General features: G+C 73.4%; 18 protein-coding genes. 11 read left to right on the top strand and 7 right to left on the bottom strand.

The features are described 5' to 3' along the window. The first annotated feature begins 197 nt into the window (after nt 1-197). From ACFWBN_RS05170 to ACFWBN_RS05145, 6 genes are all read left to right on the top strand, one after another. Nucleotides 198-860 (top strand): response regulator transcription factor, encoded by a 663-nt coding sequence (locus tag ACFWBN_RS05170; protein WP_385170777.1) that lies wholly within the window; start codon nt 198-200, stop codon nt 858-860. After that, complete coding sequence (locus ACFWBN_RS05165) at nt 857-2,134, top strand: sensor histidine kinase (protein WP_385170774.1); 1,278 nt, start codon at nt 857-859, stop codon at nt 2,132-2,134. The genes ACFWBN_RS05170 and ACFWBN_RS05165 overlap by 4 nt, the downstream gene beginning before the upstream one ends. Further along, a complete protein-coding gene (locus ACFWBN_RS05160; RefSeq protein ID WP_385170771.1) occupies nt 2,131-2,562 on the top strand; it encodes a GNAT family N-acetyltransferase in 432 nt (143 codons plus the stop codon). The genes ACFWBN_RS05165 and ACFWBN_RS05160 overlap by 4 nt, the downstream gene beginning before the upstream one ends. 102 nt (nt 2,563-2,664) lie before the next feature. Continuing rightward, the gene (locus ACFWBN_RS05155) at nt 2,665-3,495 is read left to right on the top strand and encodes a PhzF family phenazine biosynthesis protein (RefSeq protein WP_385170769.1); all 831 of its coding nucleotides are present in this window, start codon (nt 2,665-2,667) and stop codon (nt 3,493-3,495) included. Nucleotides 3,496-3,668: 173 nt separating this feature from the next. Beyond that, the gene (locus ACFWBN_RS05150) at nt 3,669-4,394 is read left to right on the top strand and encodes a hypothetical protein (protein ID WP_385170766.1); all 726 of its coding nucleotides are present in this window, start codon (nt 3,669-3,671) and stop codon (nt 4,392-4,394) included. A 145-nt stretch (nt 4,395-4,539) separates the two neighbouring features. After that, complete coding sequence (locus ACFWBN_RS05145) at nt 4,540-6,111, top strand: oleate hydratase (protein ID WP_385170764.1); 1,572 nt, start codon at nt 4,540-4,542, stop codon at nt 6,109-6,111. On the opposite strand, the gene ACFWBN_RS05140 is transcribed toward ACFWBN_RS05145, so the two are convergent. Both ACFWBN_RS05140 and ACFWBN_RS05135 read right to left on the bottom strand, forming a co-directional pair. After that, nucleotides 6,048-6,767, bottom strand: coding sequence for a lysophospholipid acyltransferase family protein (locus ACFWBN_RS05140; protein ID WP_385170761.1), 720 nt, complete (start codon nt 6,765-6,767; stop codon nt 6,048-6,050). The genes ACFWBN_RS05145 and ACFWBN_RS05140 overlap by 64 nt on opposite strands. Nucleotides 6,768-6,881: 114 nt before the next feature. After that, nucleotides 6,882-7,187 (bottom strand): cupin domain-containing protein, encoded by a 306-nt coding sequence (locus tag ACFWBN_RS05135; RefSeq protein ID WP_385170758.1) that lies wholly within the window; start codon nt 7,185-7,187, stop codon nt 6,882-6,884. Nucleotides 7,188-7,463: 276 nt separating this feature from the next. On the opposite strand from ACFWBN_RS05135, the gene ACFWBN_RS05130 reads away from it, so the two are divergent. Further along, nucleotides 7,464-10,211, top strand: a complete 2,748-nt coding sequence (locus tag ACFWBN_RS05130; protein WP_385170755.1) for a serine hydrolase — start codon at nt 7,464-7,466, stop codon at nt 10,209-10,211. Between the two features lie 56 nt (nt 10,212-10,267). On the opposite strand, the gene ACFWBN_RS05125 is transcribed toward ACFWBN_RS05130, so the two are convergent. The 3 genes from ACFWBN_RS05125 to ACFWBN_RS05115 form a co-directional block, all read right to left on the bottom strand. Continuing rightward, nucleotides 10,268-11,452 carry a S8 family serine peptidase gene (locus tag ACFWBN_RS05125; RefSeq protein ID WP_385170752.1) on the bottom strand — a complete coding sequence of 395 codons (1,185 nt, stop codon included), beginning with the start codon at nt 11,450-11,452 and terminating at the stop codon, nt 10,268-10,270. Between the two features lie 314 nt (nt 11,453-11,766). Continuing rightward, nucleotides 11,767-12,567, bottom strand: coding sequence for a hypothetical protein (locus ACFWBN_RS05120; RefSeq protein WP_385170749.1), 801 nt, complete (start codon nt 12,565-12,567; stop codon nt 11,767-11,769). Next, entirely contained in the window at nt 12,567-13,850 is a 1,284-nt protein-coding gene (locus ACFWBN_RS05115; protein ID WP_385170746.1) for a VWA domain-containing protein, read from the bottom strand. Before ACFWBN_RS05115 ends, ACFWBN_RS05120 begins: the two co-directional genes overlap by 1 nt. A 151-nt stretch (nt 13,851-14,001) precedes the next feature. Between ACFWBN_RS05115 and ACFWBN_RS05110 the strand changes: the two genes are divergently transcribed. Further along, the gene (locus tag ACFWBN_RS05110; protein ID WP_385170744.1) at nt 14,002-14,145 is read left to right on the top strand and encodes a DUF6204 family protein; all 144 of its coding nucleotides are present in this window, start codon (nt 14,002-14,004) and stop codon (nt 14,143-14,145) included. Beyond that, a complete protein-coding gene (locus ACFWBN_RS05105) occupies nt 14,142-14,672 on the top strand; it encodes a GNAT family N-acetyltransferase (RefSeq protein WP_385170741.1) in 531 nt (176 codons plus the stop codon). Before ACFWBN_RS05110 ends, ACFWBN_RS05105 begins: the two co-directional genes overlap by 4 nt. On the opposite strand, the gene ACFWBN_RS05100 is transcribed toward ACFWBN_RS05105, so the two are convergent. Together ACFWBN_RS05100 and ACFWBN_RS05095 are read right to left on the bottom strand one after the other, a co-directional pair. After that, nucleotides 14,663-16,321 (bottom strand): FAD-dependent monooxygenase, encoded by a 1,659-nt coding sequence (locus ACFWBN_RS05100; RefSeq protein WP_385170738.1) that lies wholly within the window; start codon nt 16,319-16,321, stop codon nt 14,663-14,665. The two genes, ACFWBN_RS05105 and ACFWBN_RS05100, sit on opposite strands and share 10 nt — an antisense overlap. Nucleotides 16,322-16,418: 97 nt before the next feature. After that, nucleotides 16,419-16,829 carry an organic hydroperoxide resistance protein gene (locus ACFWBN_RS05095; RefSeq protein ID WP_385170733.1) on the bottom strand — a complete coding sequence of 137 codons (411 nt, stop codon included), beginning with the start codon at nt 16,827-16,829 and terminating at the stop codon, nt 16,419-16,421. 128 nt (nt 16,830-16,957) lie between these two features. Here ACFWBN_RS05095 and ACFWBN_RS05090 point away from each other — a divergent pair, with 128 nt between their 5' ends. Both ACFWBN_RS05090 and ACFWBN_RS05085 read left to right on the top strand, forming a co-directional pair. Then, nucleotides 16,958-17,437, top strand: coding sequence for a MarR family winged helix-turn-helix transcriptional regulator (locus ACFWBN_RS05090; protein WP_385170730.1), 480 nt, complete (start codon nt 16,958-16,960; stop codon nt 17,435-17,437). 66 nt (nt 17,438-17,503) lie between these two features. Continuing rightward, complete coding sequence (locus ACFWBN_RS05085; RefSeq protein WP_385170728.1) at nt 17,504-18,538, top strand: PHP domain-containing protein; 1,035 nt, start codon at nt 17,504-17,506, stop codon at nt 18,536-18,538. Nucleotides 18,539-18,554: the final 16 nt, after the last annotated feature.

The following is an 18,554-nucleotide window of genomic DNA, read 5'->3' as shown; positions in this document are numbered from 1 at the left end:
GATTTCTCATCCTTCCGACAACTGCCGGAATTCGTTTCGCGGCAGCGGAGAACCACGCTAGATTCCCGGGGATTTGAGCCGCATTTCGGTCGGCGGAAGCGATCGGGCCGGAATCAAACACCGCTCATATCCGTGCTCTGATATCCAGGTCGGCGACGGAGTCGAGGACGAAGACGGACGGACGGAGGGGCGGGCACGTGCGCGTACTGGTGGTGGAGGACGAGGCGTACATGGCCCGGGTCCTGGAGATCGGGCTGCGCCGCGAGGCCATGACCGTCGACGTCGTGCACGACGGGCAGGCCGCCCTGGACCACCTGGCCGTCAACGACTACGACGCGATGGTCCTGGACCGGGACCTGCCCGAGGTGCACGGGGACGAGGTGTGCCGGCGCCTGCAGACCCTCGATCCCGGCTGCCGGATCCTCATGCTCACGGCGGCGGGCCGGCTGGGCGACAAGGTGGCCGGGCTGTCGCTCGGCGCCGACGACTACCTGGCCAAGCCCTTCGACTTCCCCGAGCTGGTGGCCCGGCTGCGGGCGCTGTACCGGCGCAGCCCGATCGCGTACGCGCCCGTACTGGCCTTCGCGGACGTCACCTTCGACACGCACCGGCGGCGGGTCGCGCGGGCGGGCACGGACGTCCGGCTGACGCCGAAGGAACTCGCCGTGCTGGAGCTGCTGATGCGGGCCGAGGGCGGGGTGGTGAGCTCCGAGCACCTGCTGGAGAAGGCGTGGGACGCGCACACCGACCCCTTCACCAACGCCGTACGGCTGGTGGTGCACACGCTGCGCAGGAAGCTGGGCGAGCCGCAGCTCGTCCGGACGGCGGTGGGCGCCGGCTACTACCTCGGCGAAGCGTGAGCCGGCGGCGCGGTACACGGCCGGCGCTCGGGCCCGGGCGGACACGGCCGGGGCTGCGGTGGCCGCGGCTGCGCCGGCTGGGCATCCGGGGACGGCTGTTCGCCGGCTTCGCGGGGGCGCTCGTCGTGTGCGCGGCACTGATGGTGACGATCATCTACGTGGGCATCCGCTACGTACCCACCTACGACCTGCCCGTACAGCGGGACCCTGCGGGCACCACGGCGCCGGCGCCCGGCGGCTGGGTGCCCGCGCCGCAGGTGGTCCAGGCGGCCAAGGGCACGCAGTTCGAGGGCGTCGCCACCACCAAGATGGTCCGTACGAAGCAGGACGTGTGGGCGGCCGTGCTGGGCGTCTCCACGGCCGGGGTGCTGGTCATCACGGCGGTGGGGCTGGGCGCCGGGTGGATGGTCTCGCGCCGGCTGCTCGCCCCGCTGCGCGAGGTGAGCCGGGCGGCCGTGAAGGCCCGCGACGGCAACCTCTCCTACCGCATCGACGCCGGCGGCCCCGACGACGAACTGCGGCAGCTGGCCGACACCTTCGACGACATGCTGGCGCGCCTGGAGGAGTCCTTCGCCGCGCACCGGCGGTTCGCGGCGAACGCCTCGCACGAGCTGCTCACCCCGCTGGCGACCACCCGGGCCATCCTCCAGATCGCCGCCGAGGACAGCAGCGGGGAGGAGCTGGCCGAGCTGGCGCCGATGCTGCGCGAGACCAACGAACGCAACATCGGCGTGGTCAAGGCCCTGCTGGACCTCGCGGGCGCCGAACACGCCGACTTCGACCCCGATCCGGTGGATCTGGCCTCGCTGGTCCGGCAGGTGGCGCGGGAGCGGGCGCCCGCGGCCGCGGAGCGCGGGGTGACCGTACGGACCGACGCGCGGGCGGGCGCCCCGCTGCCCGGGAACGCGGCGCTGCTGCGCCAACTGGTGGCGAACCTGCTCGACAACGCGATCGGCCACAACCTCCCCGGCGGCCGGGTGCGGTTGGCGGTCCTGCGCCGGGATGACGAGCTCGTTCTGGAGGTCGAGAACACCGGCCCGCCGGTGGAGGCGAGCGCGGTCGACCGGCTCTTCGAGCCCTTCTACCGGGCGCGGCCGCGGGTCGGTTCGGGCCACGGACTGGGGCTCGCGATCGTCCGCTCCATCACGGTGGCCCACCACGGCGCGGTGACGGCGCGGGCCCGTCCGGAGGGCGGCCTCACGGTGCGGGCCCGGTTCCCGGCCACCGGGGCCCCCACGCCCGGTGCGCGCGGCACCATTACGCTGACCTCATGAAGATCATCGACCTTGAGCCCGGCGACTCGCGGCTGACGCAGGACCTGCTCCCCGTACTGACCGAGCTCCGCCCCCACCTCACGGAGGAGCTGTTCCTCTCCGTCCTGGCGGAGGGGCAGAGCCAGGGACTGCGCTTCACCGCCGCGTACGACGCGCAGGGTGCGTGCGTGGGCGCGGCCGGCTGGCGCGTCGTCGCCAACACCTACCTGGTGCGCAAGCTCTACGTGGACGACCTGGTCACCTCCGCCGCCGCCCGTTCCGGCGGAGTCGGCCACGCGCTGCTCGCCCACCTGGAGGAGCACGCCAGGGCCGCCGGCTGCACCGCGCTGACCCTGGACTCCGGCACCCAGCGGACCGATGCCCACCGCTTCTACTTCCGCGAGCGCATGGCCGTGACCGCGTTCAACTTCGAGAAGCCCCTGACCTGAGCCCTGACCTGAGGACCTGAGCCACCTCCGGCACCGGTCGGCAGGCCACTTGCCGGGAATTGGCCTTCCCCGGAGCATGATTGGCCCGGCTACGTTCACGGCATGCGCATCCAGATCGTAGACGCCTTCACCACCCGCCCCTTCTCCGGGAACCCTGCCGGAGTCTGTCTGCTCCCGGCCGGGGAGTGGCCGGACGACCTGTGGCTTCAGCGGATCGCCGCCGAGGTGAACCACTCGGAGACGGCCTTCGCCCTGCCGCTTCCGGCCGGGGGCGAGGCCGACTGGGAGATCCGCTGGTTCACCCCGCTCGTCGAGACCAATCTGTGCGGCCATGCCACATTGGCCACGGTCCACACGATGCGCCGGGAAGGGCTGCTGAACGGCCCGGTGCGGTTCCACAGCCGGTTCAGCGGCCCCCTCGCCGCTCGCGCCGGGGAGGACGGGAGCATCACCCTGGACTTCCCGGCGGCCCCCGCCACTGAGGTCCCCGTTCCGGAGGGGCTCGCCGAGACCCTGGGAGTGCGGCCCGTGGCCACGCTGCGTACGGGCGCGCTGGGCGATCTGCTGACGGTGCTGCCGGACGAGGCCGCCGTCCGCGCGGTACGGCCCGACCTGGCGGCCCTCGCGGAACTGACGCGGCGCGAGGAACTGCGCGGGATCGTCGTCACCGCGGCGGCGGCCTCGGCGGATGCGGAGTACGACTTCGTCTCCCGCTTCTTCTCCCCCGCCGAGGGCATTCCCGAGGACCCGGTCACGGGCAGCGCCCACACCGCTCTGGCCCCGTACTGGTCGGCGCGGCAGGGCCGCCGCGGCAGCCTGACCGGTCTGCAGGCCTCCGCGCGGACGGGCCTGGTCCGGGCTTCGCTCCAGGGTGACCGGGTCCACCTGACCGGGGACGCGGTCACGGTCCTGGAGGCCACCCTGAACGTCTGACCCGGACGATCGGGTCGAACGGCCGAGGCGTATGGCCGAGGCGTATGGCCGAGGCGCGGCGGGCGCGGCCGTGACCGAACCGTCGCCGCCTCGAGGCCCGAACGGACTCGTCGGCGGAGCTGGGGATTGCTAGGTTCCTGCCTCAGCCGACCGACCTTGGGGGAACCGTTCTCATGCCCGTACCTGCCGCACCCCACCGGGTGCTGTCGGCCGCTGCCGCGGCCGCCGTCCTGCTGGCGGGCCTGACCGGATGCGGCGACAAGAGCGGCACGGGCCCGGCGGCCGCCTCCGTTTCGGCATCCCCGTCTGCCTCGGCGACGGCGTCCTCTTCGCCGTCCGCCTCGGCCTCCGGGTCCGCCTCCCCCTCCGCTTCCGCGTCCGGTACGCCGTCCGGCGAGCCCTCCGCGCCGTCGGCCCCGCCCACGACCCGGGCGGCTACCCCGCCTCCCGCCCCGACCCGGCTGACGGTCGCGGTCGACACCCGGGGCGGCGGGCTCTCCCTCGTACGGGGCGGGGCGGCGCAGGAGTTCACGGTCACCCTGCGGAACGGGAACTCCGCCGCGTACGGGCATCTGCTGGTCGCCTTCCAGATGGAGATCCTCGTCGGCGAACCGGGCGACAAGCCGGGCAGCGGACCGGGGTTCGTACTGGAGCACTTCGACCAGGCCTCGGGCAGCTGGCGCGCGGCGGCCCTGCGCATCGCCAACGACCACATGCCGGAGTCGATGTACGCCGGCGGCGGTCCGCTCGCCCGCGAGAGCGTCCGCGTCGAGCGCTACCGGCTGCGCGCGACCGCGGGCGGGCCGACGGGCAGCACCCCGCTGATGGTGTCCTTCATCGACACCGACGCCGACCGCGAGGTCGCGTCCCACGTGGTCCTCCCGCACAGCACGCGCTGAAGCGACCGGCCGGCGGGTCGGCCGGGACCGCTGATCCTGACCGAGGCCTCGCCCTCCCCGGCCGCGCCATACACCTGCAGAACGGGATGAATCGGTACTGTCTGAGCCGTCCAGGACTCCCCTGGCGGTCGAGAAAGGTACCGGGATGGCCAAGGCCTATCTGGTGGGGAGCGGGATCGCCTCGCTGTCCGCGGCAGCGTTCCTGATCCGTGAGGGCGGCTTCGACGGGCGCGACATCGTGATCCTGGAGGAACAGGACCGCGAAGGCGGCAGCCTGGACGCGGCGGGGTCGCCGGAGGACGGCTACACCATGCGCGGCGGCCGCATGTTCGAGATCCACTTCGACTGCACGTACGACCTGCTGGGCTCGATCCCGTCCCTGGACGACCCATCGAAGTCGGTCACCGAGGACACCTTCGCCTTCCACGAGGAGTTCGCCTGGGACGACCACGCCCGCCTGGTCGACGCGGAGGGCACGGTGGTCCGCGCCCACACGATGACCTTCTCCGAGCGGGACCGCCTGGAGCTCGTCCGGTGCGTCGCGACGCCGGAGCACCAGCTCGACGGCAAGCGCATCACCGACTGCTTCAGCGAGGAGTTCTTCACCACCCACTTCTGGTGGATGTGGTGCACGACCTTCGCCTTCGAGCCGTGGCACAGCGCCATCGAGTTCCGCCGCTACCTCAACCGGTTCGTCCACCTCTTCAAGACCTTCGACACCATGTCGGGCATCTACCGCACGAGGTTCAACCAGTTCGACTCCATCGTGCGGCCCCTGCTGAAGTGGCTGACCGACCAGGGCGTGACCGTGCAACTGGGCACCCGGGTCACCGACCTGCGGCTGGCCGCGGGCGATGCCCTGACCGTCGAGGCCGTCGAATGGCAGCGCGACGGGCGGAGCGGCCGGACCGAGGTGGGCCCGGGCGACCTCGTGATGGTGACCAACGGGTCGATGACCGCGGACTCGACGCTCGGCACCACGGACGCGGCGCCACCCGCCCCCGACACCTCCCGGGAGTCCGGCTCCTGGCGGCTGTGGGAGACCCTCGCCGCCAAACGGCCCGGTCTCGGCGACCCTTCGGTCTTCGACTCCTCCGTCGAGGACTCCACGTGGGAGTCCTTCACGGTCACGACCAAGGACCCGACCTTCTTCAAGCTGATGCAGGAGTTCAGCGGCAGCGAGGCCGGCAAGGGAGGCCTGATCACCTTCAAGGACTCCCGCTGGCTGCTGACGATCGTCCTCAACCACCAGCCGCACTTCCGCGGTCAGCCCGAGGACACCTTCGTGTGGTGGGGGTACGCCCTGTTCCCGGGGCGCGACGGGGACTTCGTCAAGAAGCCCATGTCACAGTGCACCGGCCGGGAGATCCTGGACGAGGTGCTCCGGCATCTGCGCTTCGAGCAGCAGCGACAGCAGATCCTCGACGGGTCGGTCGTGATCCCGTCCCTGATGCCCTACATCACCAGCCAGTTCCTGGTCCGTTCGGGCGGGGACCGGCCGCGGGTGGTCCCCGAGGGCTCGACCAACCTCGCGTTCATCGGCCAGTACGCGGAAGTCCCCGACGACGTGGTCTTCACCGTCGAGTACTCCGTGCGCACGGCGTGGACGGCGGTGGCCGGCCTGCTCGGGCTCGACCGGCAGCCGCCGCCCGTCTACAAGGGGCAGCACAACCCCAAGGTGCTGGTCGAGGCGTTGCAGACGCTGCACCGGCGCTGACCGGCCGGCACCGGCTCGCCGAGCGCGAGGGCCGCGGTCCGCCAGGCGGCGGTGACGGCCTCGCGGGCCCGGTCCGTCGCCTCCGGCACCCGGTCGGGGAGCCGGAGCGGGACGCCGATGTGCACGTGGAGGCCGGGCCTGCGCAGCGGGGCGGTGGCGGCTCCGGCGAGCTGCTTGGCGCGGCTGCCGGAGCACAGGCGGCGGGCGCCGGCCTGGCCCACGGGGACGACGGGGGCTCCCGTCGCGGCGGCGAGCCGGGCCGGGCCGCTGCGGAAGGGGCCGGGCGCGGACTCCCCCGCGTCACGGCGGCCCGGCAGCCGGCCCTCGCCGTAGAGCAGCACGCTGCGGCCTGAGGCGAGGGCGACGGCCGCCGCGTCGAGGGAGTCGGCGGCGCGGTGGGTGCCCCGGTGGACGGCGATGTGGCCCTCGCGGCGCAGGGCGGGCCCGAGCAGCGGCACGCGCCACAGGCCGCTGGTGGCCAGGATGACGGGCTCGACCCCGTACCGGCGCAGCGCGGCGACCACGACGGCCGGGTCGGCGAGGGACGTGTGGTTGGCGACGAAGATGCTGCCCGCGGCGGGCCGTGCCACGGGGTCGGCGGTGACCGTCAGCCGCCCACAGGCGGGGACGACGGCGGCGGCGATTCGGCTGAGCATGGACGACCCCGTTCGGGTGGCGCGGTGGTGCCGCGGCGGTGGTGCTGTCCATGCTCGACCGGCCCGCGGGCCCGGTCATGAGTAGCCGTACTCACCGCCCGGGTGGGGCCGTGCTCAAGGTGTCGGCGGCTGCTTCAACTCGACCTCGACGAAGGCCAGTGGGGCGTCGCCGGAGTTGACGACGTCGTGCGCGCCGCCCGCCTGACGGGCGTACGACTCGCCGGTGCGCAGCGGCGACCGGGTCTGCGATCCGTCCGCGCCGAGCGCGGTGATCTCCCCGTCCGCCACCGGGACCACGACGTAGTCGTACGCGTGCACGTGGTGGCCCGTGGCCGCCCCCGGCGCGAAGTCCCAGCGGGTGACCCGGACCCGGTCGTCCTCGTACTGCAGCGTCGCCCGGGCCGCGGTCGGTTCCGCCATGGTCGCCTCCTCGTGCCGTGCCGTTCTCCGCATCGGCGACCCATGATGCCGGGTCAGTCCGCCGCGTACGCCTCGTAGTCCCTCCGGGCAACCGGAGTATGACCGAACGGTCACAGGATGCGGCCGGGGGAACGGACGGGGCACGGCGGGCATCTAGGAATCCGGTGGGGCCCGTCGGTGGGCGCCACCGGACGGATTCGGCAAGGCCGGCGGCCGTCCGCCACCGCATGACGGTGGCGGGCGGCCGCCGGGTGCGAGCGGCAAGGCGGGGCTGGGATGAAGGCAGTATCGGCGGCGGGCGGTTCCTCGGACACCCCGGAGACGGAACCCGAAACGGTGTCCGCTCCCGCTCAGCGCAACGCGACACAACCCGACCCCCGTGCCGAGCCGGCTCCCGCCACCGACCCCGCTGCCGCTGCCGCTGCCGCTACCCAGGCGGATCCCAAGCCCGATGCCAGCACCGAGGCGGCCCCCGAGGCCGGGGCCGGTGCTGGTCCCGAGGCCGGGGCCCAGGCGGGTGCCGAAGCCGAGCCCGAGGCCGGTGCCAAGCCCGGTACCCGTGCCGAGGCGGATGCCGAAGCCGAGGCCGAGGCCGAGGCCGAGGCCGGTGCCAAGCCCGGTACCCGTGCCGAGGCCGATGCCGAGGCCGGGACCGGGCCCGAGGCCGGTGCCGAGGCCGGTGCTGGTGCCGAGGCCGGTGCCCAGGCGGGTGCCGAAGCCGAGCCCGAGGCGGGTGCCAAGCCCGAGGCGGGTGCCGAGGCGGATGCCGAAGCCGAGGCCGGTGCCGAGCCCGATGCCGGTGCCGAGGCGGATGCCCGGGCCGAGGCGGATGCCCGGGCCGAGGCGGATGCCGGAGCCGAGGCGGATGCCGGGGCCGGGACCGAGCCCGAGGCCGGGACCGAGCCCGGTACCCGTGCCGAGGCGGGTGCTGAGGCCGAGGCCGATGCGAGTGCCCAGGCCGGGGCCGAGGGTGCCACCGACGCCGGGGGTGTTGAGGACACCAAGTCAGCGGACACGGACGGGACCGGGGTGCCGGCCGCGGCTGAGCCGGTGGGTGAAGGCGAGCCGGCAGCCGGGGCGGCTGACGGCGAGCAAGCCGGGACGCCTGCGGCGGCCGAGCCGGGGGACGCGGACGACGCTCCGGTTCTCGGGGACGCGGACGACTCTGCTGCCCCGGTGGAGGCGGAAGCGGCTGCGGACACCGCTCAGGAGGGGCCCGCCGCGGCGGACGAGGCTCCTGCGAGCGGCTCGCAGGCGGCGGTCGAATCGGCGGACACGGCGGCGGAGACGTCCGACGAGGTCGAGGAAGCCCCCGACAGCGCACCGGAGGGTGACGCCGAGCCCGGCGAGGGACTCGGTGACGCGGCACCGTCGGTCGGCGCGGCCGCCGATGGGCGGAAGGTGCCCTCCTGGGCGCGGGCCGACGAGAGCGATGCCGAGCGGACGAGCCAGTTCGTAGCGCTGAAGGACCTGGACGCCCCCGAGCCCCGCACGGCCCCGGCAACCTCCGTAACCCGCGCGATCCCCGCAACCCCCGCAACTCCCCCACCCCCCCCAACCCCCGCAACCCCCGCAACCCCCGCAACCCCCGCAACCCCCGCAACCCCCGCAACCCCCGCAACCCCCGCAACCCCCGCAACCAAGGCTCCCGTACCGGCCCCCGCCGGGCCGACCCGGCCGGCCGGGCCCGCCACACCCGCCGAGCCCACGGCAGCGGCACCGCTCGACCTGCTCGCCGAGCTCACCAACACCGCTCCCCCGCCCGAGACCCCCCGCCGGACCGCGCTGCGCCGCGTCAAGGTGTGGACGCCGATCCTGCTCGTCCTCGCCGGTGTTGTCACCGGCGCCCAGTTGCTGCGCCCGCTGCCGGCCCCGAAGCTCGTCGCGGCCGAACCCGTCCACACCCTCGACGGAACGTTCGCCATCCCCTGGCCCGCCAAGGGCCAGGGGGCCGTCCGCGTCCCCGGCTCCGGCGACATCGGCACGTTCGGCGAGCAGAAGCCGGTCCCCACGGCCAGCGTCGCCAAGGTGATGACGGCCTACGTGGTCCTCAAGGGCCACCCGCTGCGCAAGAACGAGCCCGGCCCCGACATCACGGTCGACGCGAAGGCCGTGGCGGACGGCACCTCCGAGCACGAGTCCCGGATCACGGGGCTCACCGCCGGGACGAAGTTCAGCCAGCAGGATATGCTCAAGATGCTGATGATCCCGTCGGGCAACAACGTCGCCCGGCTGCTGGCCCGTTGGGACACCGGGAGCGACAACGAAACGGCGTTCGTCGAGAAGATGAATGCCGCGGCCAGGGAACTCGGCATGAAGGACACCACCTACACCGACCCCAGCGGCCTCGACGCCGGTACGGTGAGCACCGCCGCCGACCAGCTCAAGCTCGCCGAGGCGGTCATGAAGGACGAGGCGTTCCGCACCGTCGTCGCCATGCCCAACGCCACCATCAAGGGGCTGCCGGAGCCGATCTACAACAACAACGACACCCTCCTCACGGCCAACGGCCTGAGCATCCGGGGCATCAAGACCGGCTCCAGCACGCCCGCCGGCGGCGCCCTGATGTGGGCGGCGTACAAGTCGGTCGGCGACGAGACCCCGCTGATCCTCGGCACGCTGATGGACCAGCGCGTGGACGGCCCGGACCCGGACGCGACGAACAGCCTCGCGCTCGTGAAGTCGAACAGCAAGAAGATCATCGAGGCGGTACGGGAGGCACTGGCGGCCGCCCCCGTCGTCCGCAAGGGCGAGACCGTCGGCTACGTCGACGACGGGCTCGGCGGCCGGACCCCGCTCGTGGCGACGAAGGACCTGAACGTGATCGGCGTACCGGGCCAGCGGCTGCGGATCTCGCTCGCGGTCGCCGCCGGAGCCAAGGGCGTGCCGCACACCGCCAAGGCCGGGTCCGAGGTCGGCGTACTGACGGTGGGTGACGGGGACGGGGCGAAGAGCGTGCCGGTGGCGGTGCGGGGCGAGCTGGCCGAGCCCTCGTTCGGAACCAGGCTCACCCGCCTCGGCTAGCACGGGCCCGAGGGGTCGTGCCGGGCCGGGAACCCCGGCCCGGCGCGGCGCATCGGTCAGAGGCCGCCAGTGGACAGCAGCTGGTTGGGGGTGCCCTTGCTGACGCTGGTCAGGACGTCCTTGGTGGACTCGTCATCGAGGAACGCGGCGACCTCACCCGGGGCTGCGTTCGGGTGTTCCGCCTTGTAGAGGGCGGCGACCCCGGCCACGTGCGGGGCGGCCATGGACGTCCCGTCCAGGGCGACGGCGCCGCCCCCGAGCTTGGCCGAGTCGATCTGCTGGCCGGGGGCGTAGAGGGACACGCACGTGCCGTAGTTGGAGAAGTCGGTCTCCTCGTCCCAGCGCGTGCTCGCCGCCACGGACACCGCGCGGGTCGCGGAGGCCGGGGAGATGCCGCAGGCGTCGACTGCGGAGTTGCCCGCTGCGATGACCGGCAGGACACCCGCGTCGGCCACGGCGTTCGCGGCGTTGTTCACGGCGTCGGACTTGTCCCCGCCCAGGGAGGCGTTCAGGACGGCCGGCTGCTTGGCGTTCTTGGCCACCCAGTCCAGCCCGGCGATGATCCCCGAGAACTCTCCCCTGCCGTCACAGCCGAGCACACGGACGCTGACCAGCTTGGCCTTGCGCGCGATGCCGTACGTCTTTCCGCCGACCGTGCCCGCGACGTGCGTGCCGTGACCCTGGCAGTCCTGCCCGTTCCGTCCGTCGTTGATGGCGTCGAAGCCGGGCACGGCTCGGCCACCGAACTCGGTGTGCTTGTAGTCGATCCCGGTGTCGAGGATGTATGCGGTCACGCCCGCGCCGTTGCCCTGGGTGGTGAAGTTGCCGTCGAGCGGCAGCGCAGACTGGTCGATGCGGTCGAGGCCCCAGGTCGAGGAGGGCGCCTTGACCGTGGTCGGGGTGGCGGGCTTCATCGGCGGCGCGAAGACCTGCGCGTCGGACTCCACCGACTTCACCCCGAGGCTCACCCGGACGATGTCCAGCTGGAGCGGGGTCAGCGGCACCGCGAACCCGTTCATCGCCGACTCGTAGACGAAGGTCGGCTTGAGCTTCAGCCGCTGCGCCAGCTTGGCCGCGTCCACGCCCTTGTCGAGGGTCACGATGTACTTGCCGGGAACGGCGTTGGGCGCGACGTACAGCGGGACCGGGGTCGGCTCCGGGGCGTCCGCGAACGCCGCGCCGGCGAGTGCGGGGGTCATCGCGATCAGGGCGGCGGTGGTCAGGCGCGCGAGCATGCGCATGGAGGAACTCCCTGGGAGGTGGGCAGGCGTCACGAAACGGCCGCCCCCTCGCAAGCACTCCGGGGCGCGGCCATCCTCTCCATCGGGTCCGTCCCGGGCGCGGCTTGAGGGGCCGCCCTCACATGGCCCAACGCCCGGCGGCGCCGCGCACGGCCTGTCGTACCAACCGCAGAAAGGATTAACCCCCTGCGCGGCAACGCCTGCCCCGTATCCTCACCAACTCCTTGCACAACCACCCGTACGGGCCAAAGGCCCTGGGCCCGGGCGGGCACGGAAGGTCGGGTCTCCGCCCGGGGCCGTGCCCGCCTGCCGGATCAGGCGCCGGGCGGTACCCGGGACGGACGGCCCGCGCCGCGCGTCAGCGAGTAGCCGAAGATGCCGGCGAGCCCGCCGAGCACCCCGCCGGCCGCGGTCCAGAGCCAGCGGTCCGACCACCAGCCGCCGGACCAGCCGTCCTCCGGCTCGCGCAGGGATCCGGTGACGGTGGCGGGGACCAGCGGTGCGGAGAGGGCGCCGTCGACGGCGTACGCGCCGCCGGTCTCCTTCACCGCGGCCTCGACGGCTGCCCGTACCGGCAGGCCGAGGTCCTCCTCCGGGAGGTCGGCGACCGTCAGGCGGACGTAGTAGCTGCCCGGCAGCGGATCGTTGGCCCACGGCTCGGCCGCGGCGCGGACCGTGCGCAGGGTGCAGGACAGTTCGACCGAGGCGGCTTCCTTGGCCGCGGCCTGGTTCTGCGTGCCGTAGGTGCAGGGCTGCCTGCGGCGCAGTCCGTCGTACACGTCGAGCCGCCAGGTGGCCGCGCCGTGCCGGGAGGCGGATTCGGGCAGTGTCACCTTGGCGCTGACCGTGACGCGCTGCTGGGCGTCGATGGGGAGCACCCAGTAGAGGTAGTCGCCGGTGGACGCGCCGGCCGTGGCCTGCTGGCCCGGGCGGAACGCCGTGGCGGTGCGGAAGCCGGTGCCCGCCTCGGTCGGGGCGGGCTCACCCTTGCCGGAGCTCGCGCTCGGGCTGGGGGTGGGGCTCGCCGCCGGGGTGGCCGCCGCGGCCGTGCCCGCCACCGCGAGGGCGGCGGCCGCGGTGAGCAGGGCGGCGGTCAGGGTGCGTACGGTACGCATCAGTTGGTCCTCCAGACGGAGATGCGCCAGCGCGAGATCCAGCCCCACACCAGACCGGCCAGCAGCCCGACGAGCGCCAGGGCCGCCAGCAGCCACCAGCCGCGTCCGAGGCCGAAGGCGGCGGCGTCGGAGGCTCCGTCGGGGCCGTCCACCAGCTCGATGGTCAGCTCGACGGGCATGCCCGGGGTGGTCTTGACGGACGCGGGGGCGGAGAAGGAGTTGCTGACCTGGATGCAGACGGTCTCCGCCGCCGGCTTCGCGTCCCCGTCCCCGTCCTCGCCGTCGACCTCGGCCTTCGGGTAGCGCAGGCCGGTGGAGACGACGTCGGTACGTCCGTCACCGGCCTCCGAGCCGCGTACGATCTCGCGGCCGTGGGTGGTCGTGGCGCGCAGCAGGACGCCGTAGTCGTTGTTGACGGCGCGGTCGGCGGCGATGCTCACCGAGGCGCGCAGCTCCTGGCCGGGGAGGACGTCCACCCGGTACCAGCGGTGTTCGCCGAAGGTCTCGCGGTCGCTGTAGAGGCCGGGCTTCAGCTGCGGGGCGCTCGCGCACTGCTTCGCGCCCTCGGTGGCCACCGGGTTGACGACGGGATCGGCGGCCCGGTCGACCAATTGGCGGACTCTGCTGGAGAGCTGGTCCTTGTGCTGCACCGAGGTGTACGTACCGCCGGTGGCCTCGGCGATGCAGGTGAGCTGGGCCCGGGTCTTGGCGTCGGGGACCAGGCCGAGGGTGTCGATGACCAGGTGGATGCCCTTGGCGGCGATGTCGCGCGCCACCTCGCAGGGGTCGAGCGGGGCGCAGGTGTCCTCGCCGTCGGTGATGAGCACGATCCGCTTGGTGGCGTCGCCGCCGTCGAGGTCCTGGGCCGCGGCGAGCAGGGCGGGCCCGATCGGCGTCCAGCCGGTGGGGGCGAGGGTGGCGACGGCGGTCTTCGCCTCGGTCCGGTTCAACGGCCCGACCGGGTACAGCTGCTTGGTGTCCTTGCAGCCGAGCGCCTTGTCCTCGCCGGGGTAGGTGGCCCCGAGGGTCCGTATGCCGAGCCGGACCTCGTCGGGGACCGCGTCGATGACCTCGTTGAAGGCCTGCTTCGCGGCGGCCATCCGGGACTGGCCGTCGATGTCGGTGGCCCGCATGGAGCCGCTGACGTCGAGGACGAGATCGACCTTGGGGGGTTCCTTCGCCGTCGGTCCGTCGGCGGCGGTGGCGCTCGCCGGGAAGAGCCCGACGGCCAGGGCGACGAGCAGGCCGCACGCCCCGGCCGCCAGCCGTTTTCTTGTGATCATCGCCGGATCGTATTGAGGATCGTCCGCCAATCCAAAACGGGCTCGGGGCACCGGCTTTCGGACGGCCGCCGCGCCGTCCTCCCGGCACGCGGGGGGTCTGGCCCCTGAGTATTCCGGTGCGGGAACGAAGGGTGCCTTCTAGGGTGCGGGGATGGGTTCCCGTACTTTTCGCATCATCGTCCGCGGCTCCTTCGACGGGCTCACGCCCGACCGGCGGGCCGAGGACCCGTCGCCGGCTCCGCCGGGCGAGCGGCAGCGCCTGGAACAGGCCGCCCGGGCCGGCGGCCGCTCATGACGGTGCAGTGGGTCAGGCTCGAACTCGACGTCGACGTCTTCGACGCGGACCGCTTCCAGGGGTACGTGGAGCGGTGCCGCGAGAGCGGGATCTCCTTCACCACGATGGCCGAGTTGGGGGACGGTCCGGCCGAGCGCAGTGCGCTCTACGAGCTGAACAAGGAGTGCTCGGCGGACATCCCCGGCCGGGGCCCTTTCCACACCTTCGACGCGTACACGCGGCTGCGGCTGGAGGTGGACTCGTACGATCCGCGCGGGATCGTCCTCGCGCGGGACGGCGACGCCTGGATCGGGATGGCCGCGACCTCGGACCACCGGAATGCGGGCTTCGTCTTCAACGAGATGACGGGTGTCCGGGCGGAGTACCGCGGCCGGGGCGTGTCCCTCGCCATGAAGACGCTCGGGATCGGCTTCGCGGCGCTGTGCGGAGTCGGCCGGATCCGGACCGTCCACCACCCGGCCAACGCGACGGTGATCGCGATGAACCGGAAGCTGGGCTACGTCGATGCGGAGTGGGACTACCCCTGATCGGGCGCGGCGGGGGCGGCGGGCGCGGCCGGCACCGCGAAGGTGGTCGCGAGGTGCGCGCGGAGCGCCTGCGGGGTGGGCGGGGAGAGGCGCGCGCCGAGGTATCCGTCCGGGCGGATGACGAAGGCCGTGGGCTGCCGGGCCGCGTAGTGGCGGGCGAACTCGGAGGCGCTGTCGCGGTAGGCCGGCAGTCCGTCGGGGGCTGACGGGGCGTCGGCGGCGAGGAGCGCCCAGGTGTCCATCCGGCCTCCGGAGCACTCCCGGGCCGTCCGCGCGAGTTCGACGAAGCCCCGGCCGTCCCCGTAGAGCAGCAGCACGTGTCCGCGGTCGCGCAGGAGGTCGTACAGGCGCAGCGGGTAGGCGGTGATCTGCCCGGTGAGGCCGGCGCAGTCGGGTGCCCGGTCGCCCGGCCGGGGTCCGGGGCCCTCGCCGGGCGGGCCGGTGATCGGGCCGTCCCGGTAGCCGAGGAGCAGTTGGGCCTCGCGCATCATCACGGTCTCCGGGTCGTCCGGGTCGGCCTGGACTCCCTGGGCGGCGTGGCGCACGGTGCGGCTCACGACCTCCTCGCCGATGGGCCTGCGTTCGGCGTCGTAGCTGTCGAGCAGGGCGGGGTGGGCGACCCCCTCGACGGCCAGTGCGAGCTTCCAGGCCAGGTTCCAGGCGTCCTGGATGCCGGTGTTCATGCCCTGGGCGCCGGTCGGCGGGTGGATGTGGGCCGCGTCCCCGGCGACGAAGACCCGGCCGTCCCCGTACCGGTCGACGATGCGGTGGCTGATGCGGAACACGGAGGCCCAGCGGATGTCGGAGACGGTGGTCGGGCGCGGCGACAGCCGGTCCAGGACGGTCTGGATGTCGGGCAGTTCGGGGGCCCGGCTGGTCTGCAGCCCGTGCTCGATGCCGTCGGGGTCCTCCTGGGCCTGCCGGGCGGTGGAGAGTTCGGGCGGCACCATCATCGACATCCGGTAGCGGCCCGGTCCGGGCAGCGGGATGCACACCAGGATGTCGTCGACGGCGCCGGAGGCGTCGCGGTGCATGGAGCGCACGCCGTACCCGTGCGGGAGGTCCCAGTCGACCCGCACGTCGGCGAGCATGTACTCCTCGGGGAAGGCCCCGCCCTCGAAGCCGAGCCCGAGCCCCTTGCGGACGATGCTGTGCGCGCCGTCGCAGCCGACGAGGAACCGGGTCCGTACCTCCTCCTCCGCTCCGGAAGGGGTGCGGACCCTGCCGGTCACGCCTTCGGCGTCCTGGGCGAAGGTCACCAGCTCGGTGCCGCGTTCGACCTCGGTCCCGAAGCGGGCCAGGAACTCGGCGAGGATGCGCTCGGTCTCGTACTGCGGCAGGGCCGCGAACCCGTACGGGACCTCGGGCGGCAGGACGAGGTCGATGCGGGGCTGTTCGGCCCCGTTGACGTACGTCAGTTGCCCGCGCATCGGGACGGCCGCGTCCAGAGCGGCGCGGACCAGCCCCATCCGGTCCCACACCTCCAGGGTGCGCGGCTGGATGCCCACGGCCTTCGCGAACGGAAGCCGGGCGGGCAGGCGGTCGACGATCCGGCAGGAGACGCCGCGCCTGCGCAGCTCCGCGGCCGCGGTCAGCCCGACCGGGCCGGCGCCGACGACCAGTACGTCCGTTGCGTAGGCGTGCGCCATGGGCGCCTCCCGGCGTGCGGCCCCCGTACGAGTCAACTGTCACTCCATGGTGGCCGCCCGCCCCGCGTCCGGCATCCCCGGCCGATCACGACGGCTGCTACTCGATGACGAGGTCCACGGCGATGTTGCCGCGCGTGGCACGGGAGTACGGGCAGACCTCGTGCGCCTGCTTCACCAGCAGGGTGCCGGTCTCGCCCGCCAGGGACTCGGGGAGCTCGACGCGCAGGACCACGCCCAGGCCGAAGCCGGCGCCGTCCTTGCCGATGGAGACCTCCGCCGTGACCGAGACCTCGCTGGTGTCGGCCTTGGCCTGGCGGCCGACGAGGCCGAGCGCGCTGGCGAAGCAGGCCGCGTAGCCGGCGGCGAAGAGCTGCTCGGGGTTGGTGCCCTGGCCGTTGCCGCCGAGCGCCGGGGGCATGGCGAGGGCGAGGTCGAGCTGGCCGTCGGAGCTGACGGTGCGGCCCTCGCGGCCGTTGGCGGTGGCGACAGCGGTGTACAGCGCGTCCATGGGAGGTCCTCTCGCAGAAATGAACCGGTGCGGCGGCCGGTGGTCGACCGCGCTCCACCAGTAGAGCACGCAATTAAATTGTGCACAACTAAATGCCTCGCAAGACGACCCCGCGTACACTGGCCCTCATGACCGAGCAGCCCACCGCCACCCGCCCCGACCAGGACTTCCTGCGCCTGGACGGCCAGATCTGCTTCGCGCTGAACGCCGCGAGCCGCGCCTTCGGCGGCCTCTACCGCGTCGTCCTCAAGGACCTCGGGCTCACCTACCCGCAGTACCTGGTGATGCTGGTGCTGTGGGAGCACGGCGAGCTGCCGGTCAAGGAGATCGGGCAGCACCTGCGGCTGGACTCCGGAACGCTGTCCCCGCTGCTCAAGCGGCTGGAGGCGGCCGGCCTGGTGCGCCGCGAGCGCAGCGTCGAGGACGAGCGGTCCGTGCACGCCCACCTCACCGAGGAGGGTGCCGCGCTGCGCGCCCGCGCGGTGGAGGTACCGCGGCGGATCGCCACCGCGACCGGTTTCGACCTGGCCGAGATCGTGGACCTCCAGACCCGCCTGAACCGCCTCACCGCCGCCCTCGACGCCGCCGTCCCGGAGGACGCCGCCTGACCGGACCCGCGCCGCCGACAGGACGCCGCCCGGCCCCCTCGCCACACTGGGACCAGGAGGTACGCGATGGACCCGGTTGCGGCGCTGGACCGGATCGCCTTCCTGCTGGAGCGCGCGCAGGCGCCCACCTACCGGGTGCGGGCCTTCCGGACGGCGGCGGCCGCCCTCGTACGGATGGGTGAGCGCGAGACGGCCGAACGGGCCGGGGCCGGCTCCCTGGAGGCCGTCAAGGGCATCGGCCCCAAGACCGCCCAGGTGGTCCGGGAGGCGCTGGCCGGGGCGGTACCGGCCTATCTGCAGACGCTGGAGGACGAGGCCGCCGCCCTCCCCGAGGGCCCGCCGGCCACGCCCGCCGCCACCGCGCTGCGGGCGGCCCTGCGCGGCGACTGCCACGTGCACTCGGACTGGTCCGACGGCGGCAGCCCGATCGACGTGATGGGACGGGCGGCGGCCGCGCTGGGACACGAGTACGCCGTGCTCACCGACCACTCGCCGCGGCTGACGGTCGCCCGCGGGCTCTCCCCGGAGCGGCTGCGCGAACAGCTGCGGGTGGTGGCCGAGCTCAACGAGACCTGGGCCCCCTTCCGGCTCCTCACCGGCATCGAGTGCGACATCCTGGACGACGGGTCGCTGGACCAGGAGCCGGAGCTGCTGGAGCAGCTCGACCTCGTCGTCGGATCCGTCCATTCGAAGCTGCGGATGGAGTCCCGCGCGATGACGCGGCGGATGCTGGCGGCCGTGGGCAATCCCCTGATGGACGTGCTGGGGCACTGCACGGGGCGGCTGGTGACCGGACGGACCCGGCCCGCCTCGGAATTCGACGCCGAGGCCGTCTTCGCGGCGTGCGCGCAGGCCGGTACCGCCGTGGAGATCAACAGCCGGCCGGAACGGCTGGACCCGCCCCGGCGGCTGCTGCGCCTCGCCGTGGCGGCCGGCACGCTGTTCTCGATCGACACGGACGCCCACGCCCCGGGCCAGCTGGACTGGCAGATGCTGGGCTGCGAACGGGCCGTGGAGTGCGGCGTCCCGCCCGAACGCATCGTCAACACCTGGTCGGCGGACGAGCTCCTGACCTGGACCGGTACTCGCCGCGTCCCCTAGTGCTGTGACCGGAAAG

Origin of the sequence: Streptomyces sp. NPDC059989, assembly GCF_042736975.1 — a bacterium.
Lineage (GTDB): Bacteria > Actinomycetota > Actinomycetes > Streptomycetales > Streptomycetaceae > Streptomyces.
This window is presented reverse-complemented; position numbering and strand designations above follow the sequence as displayed.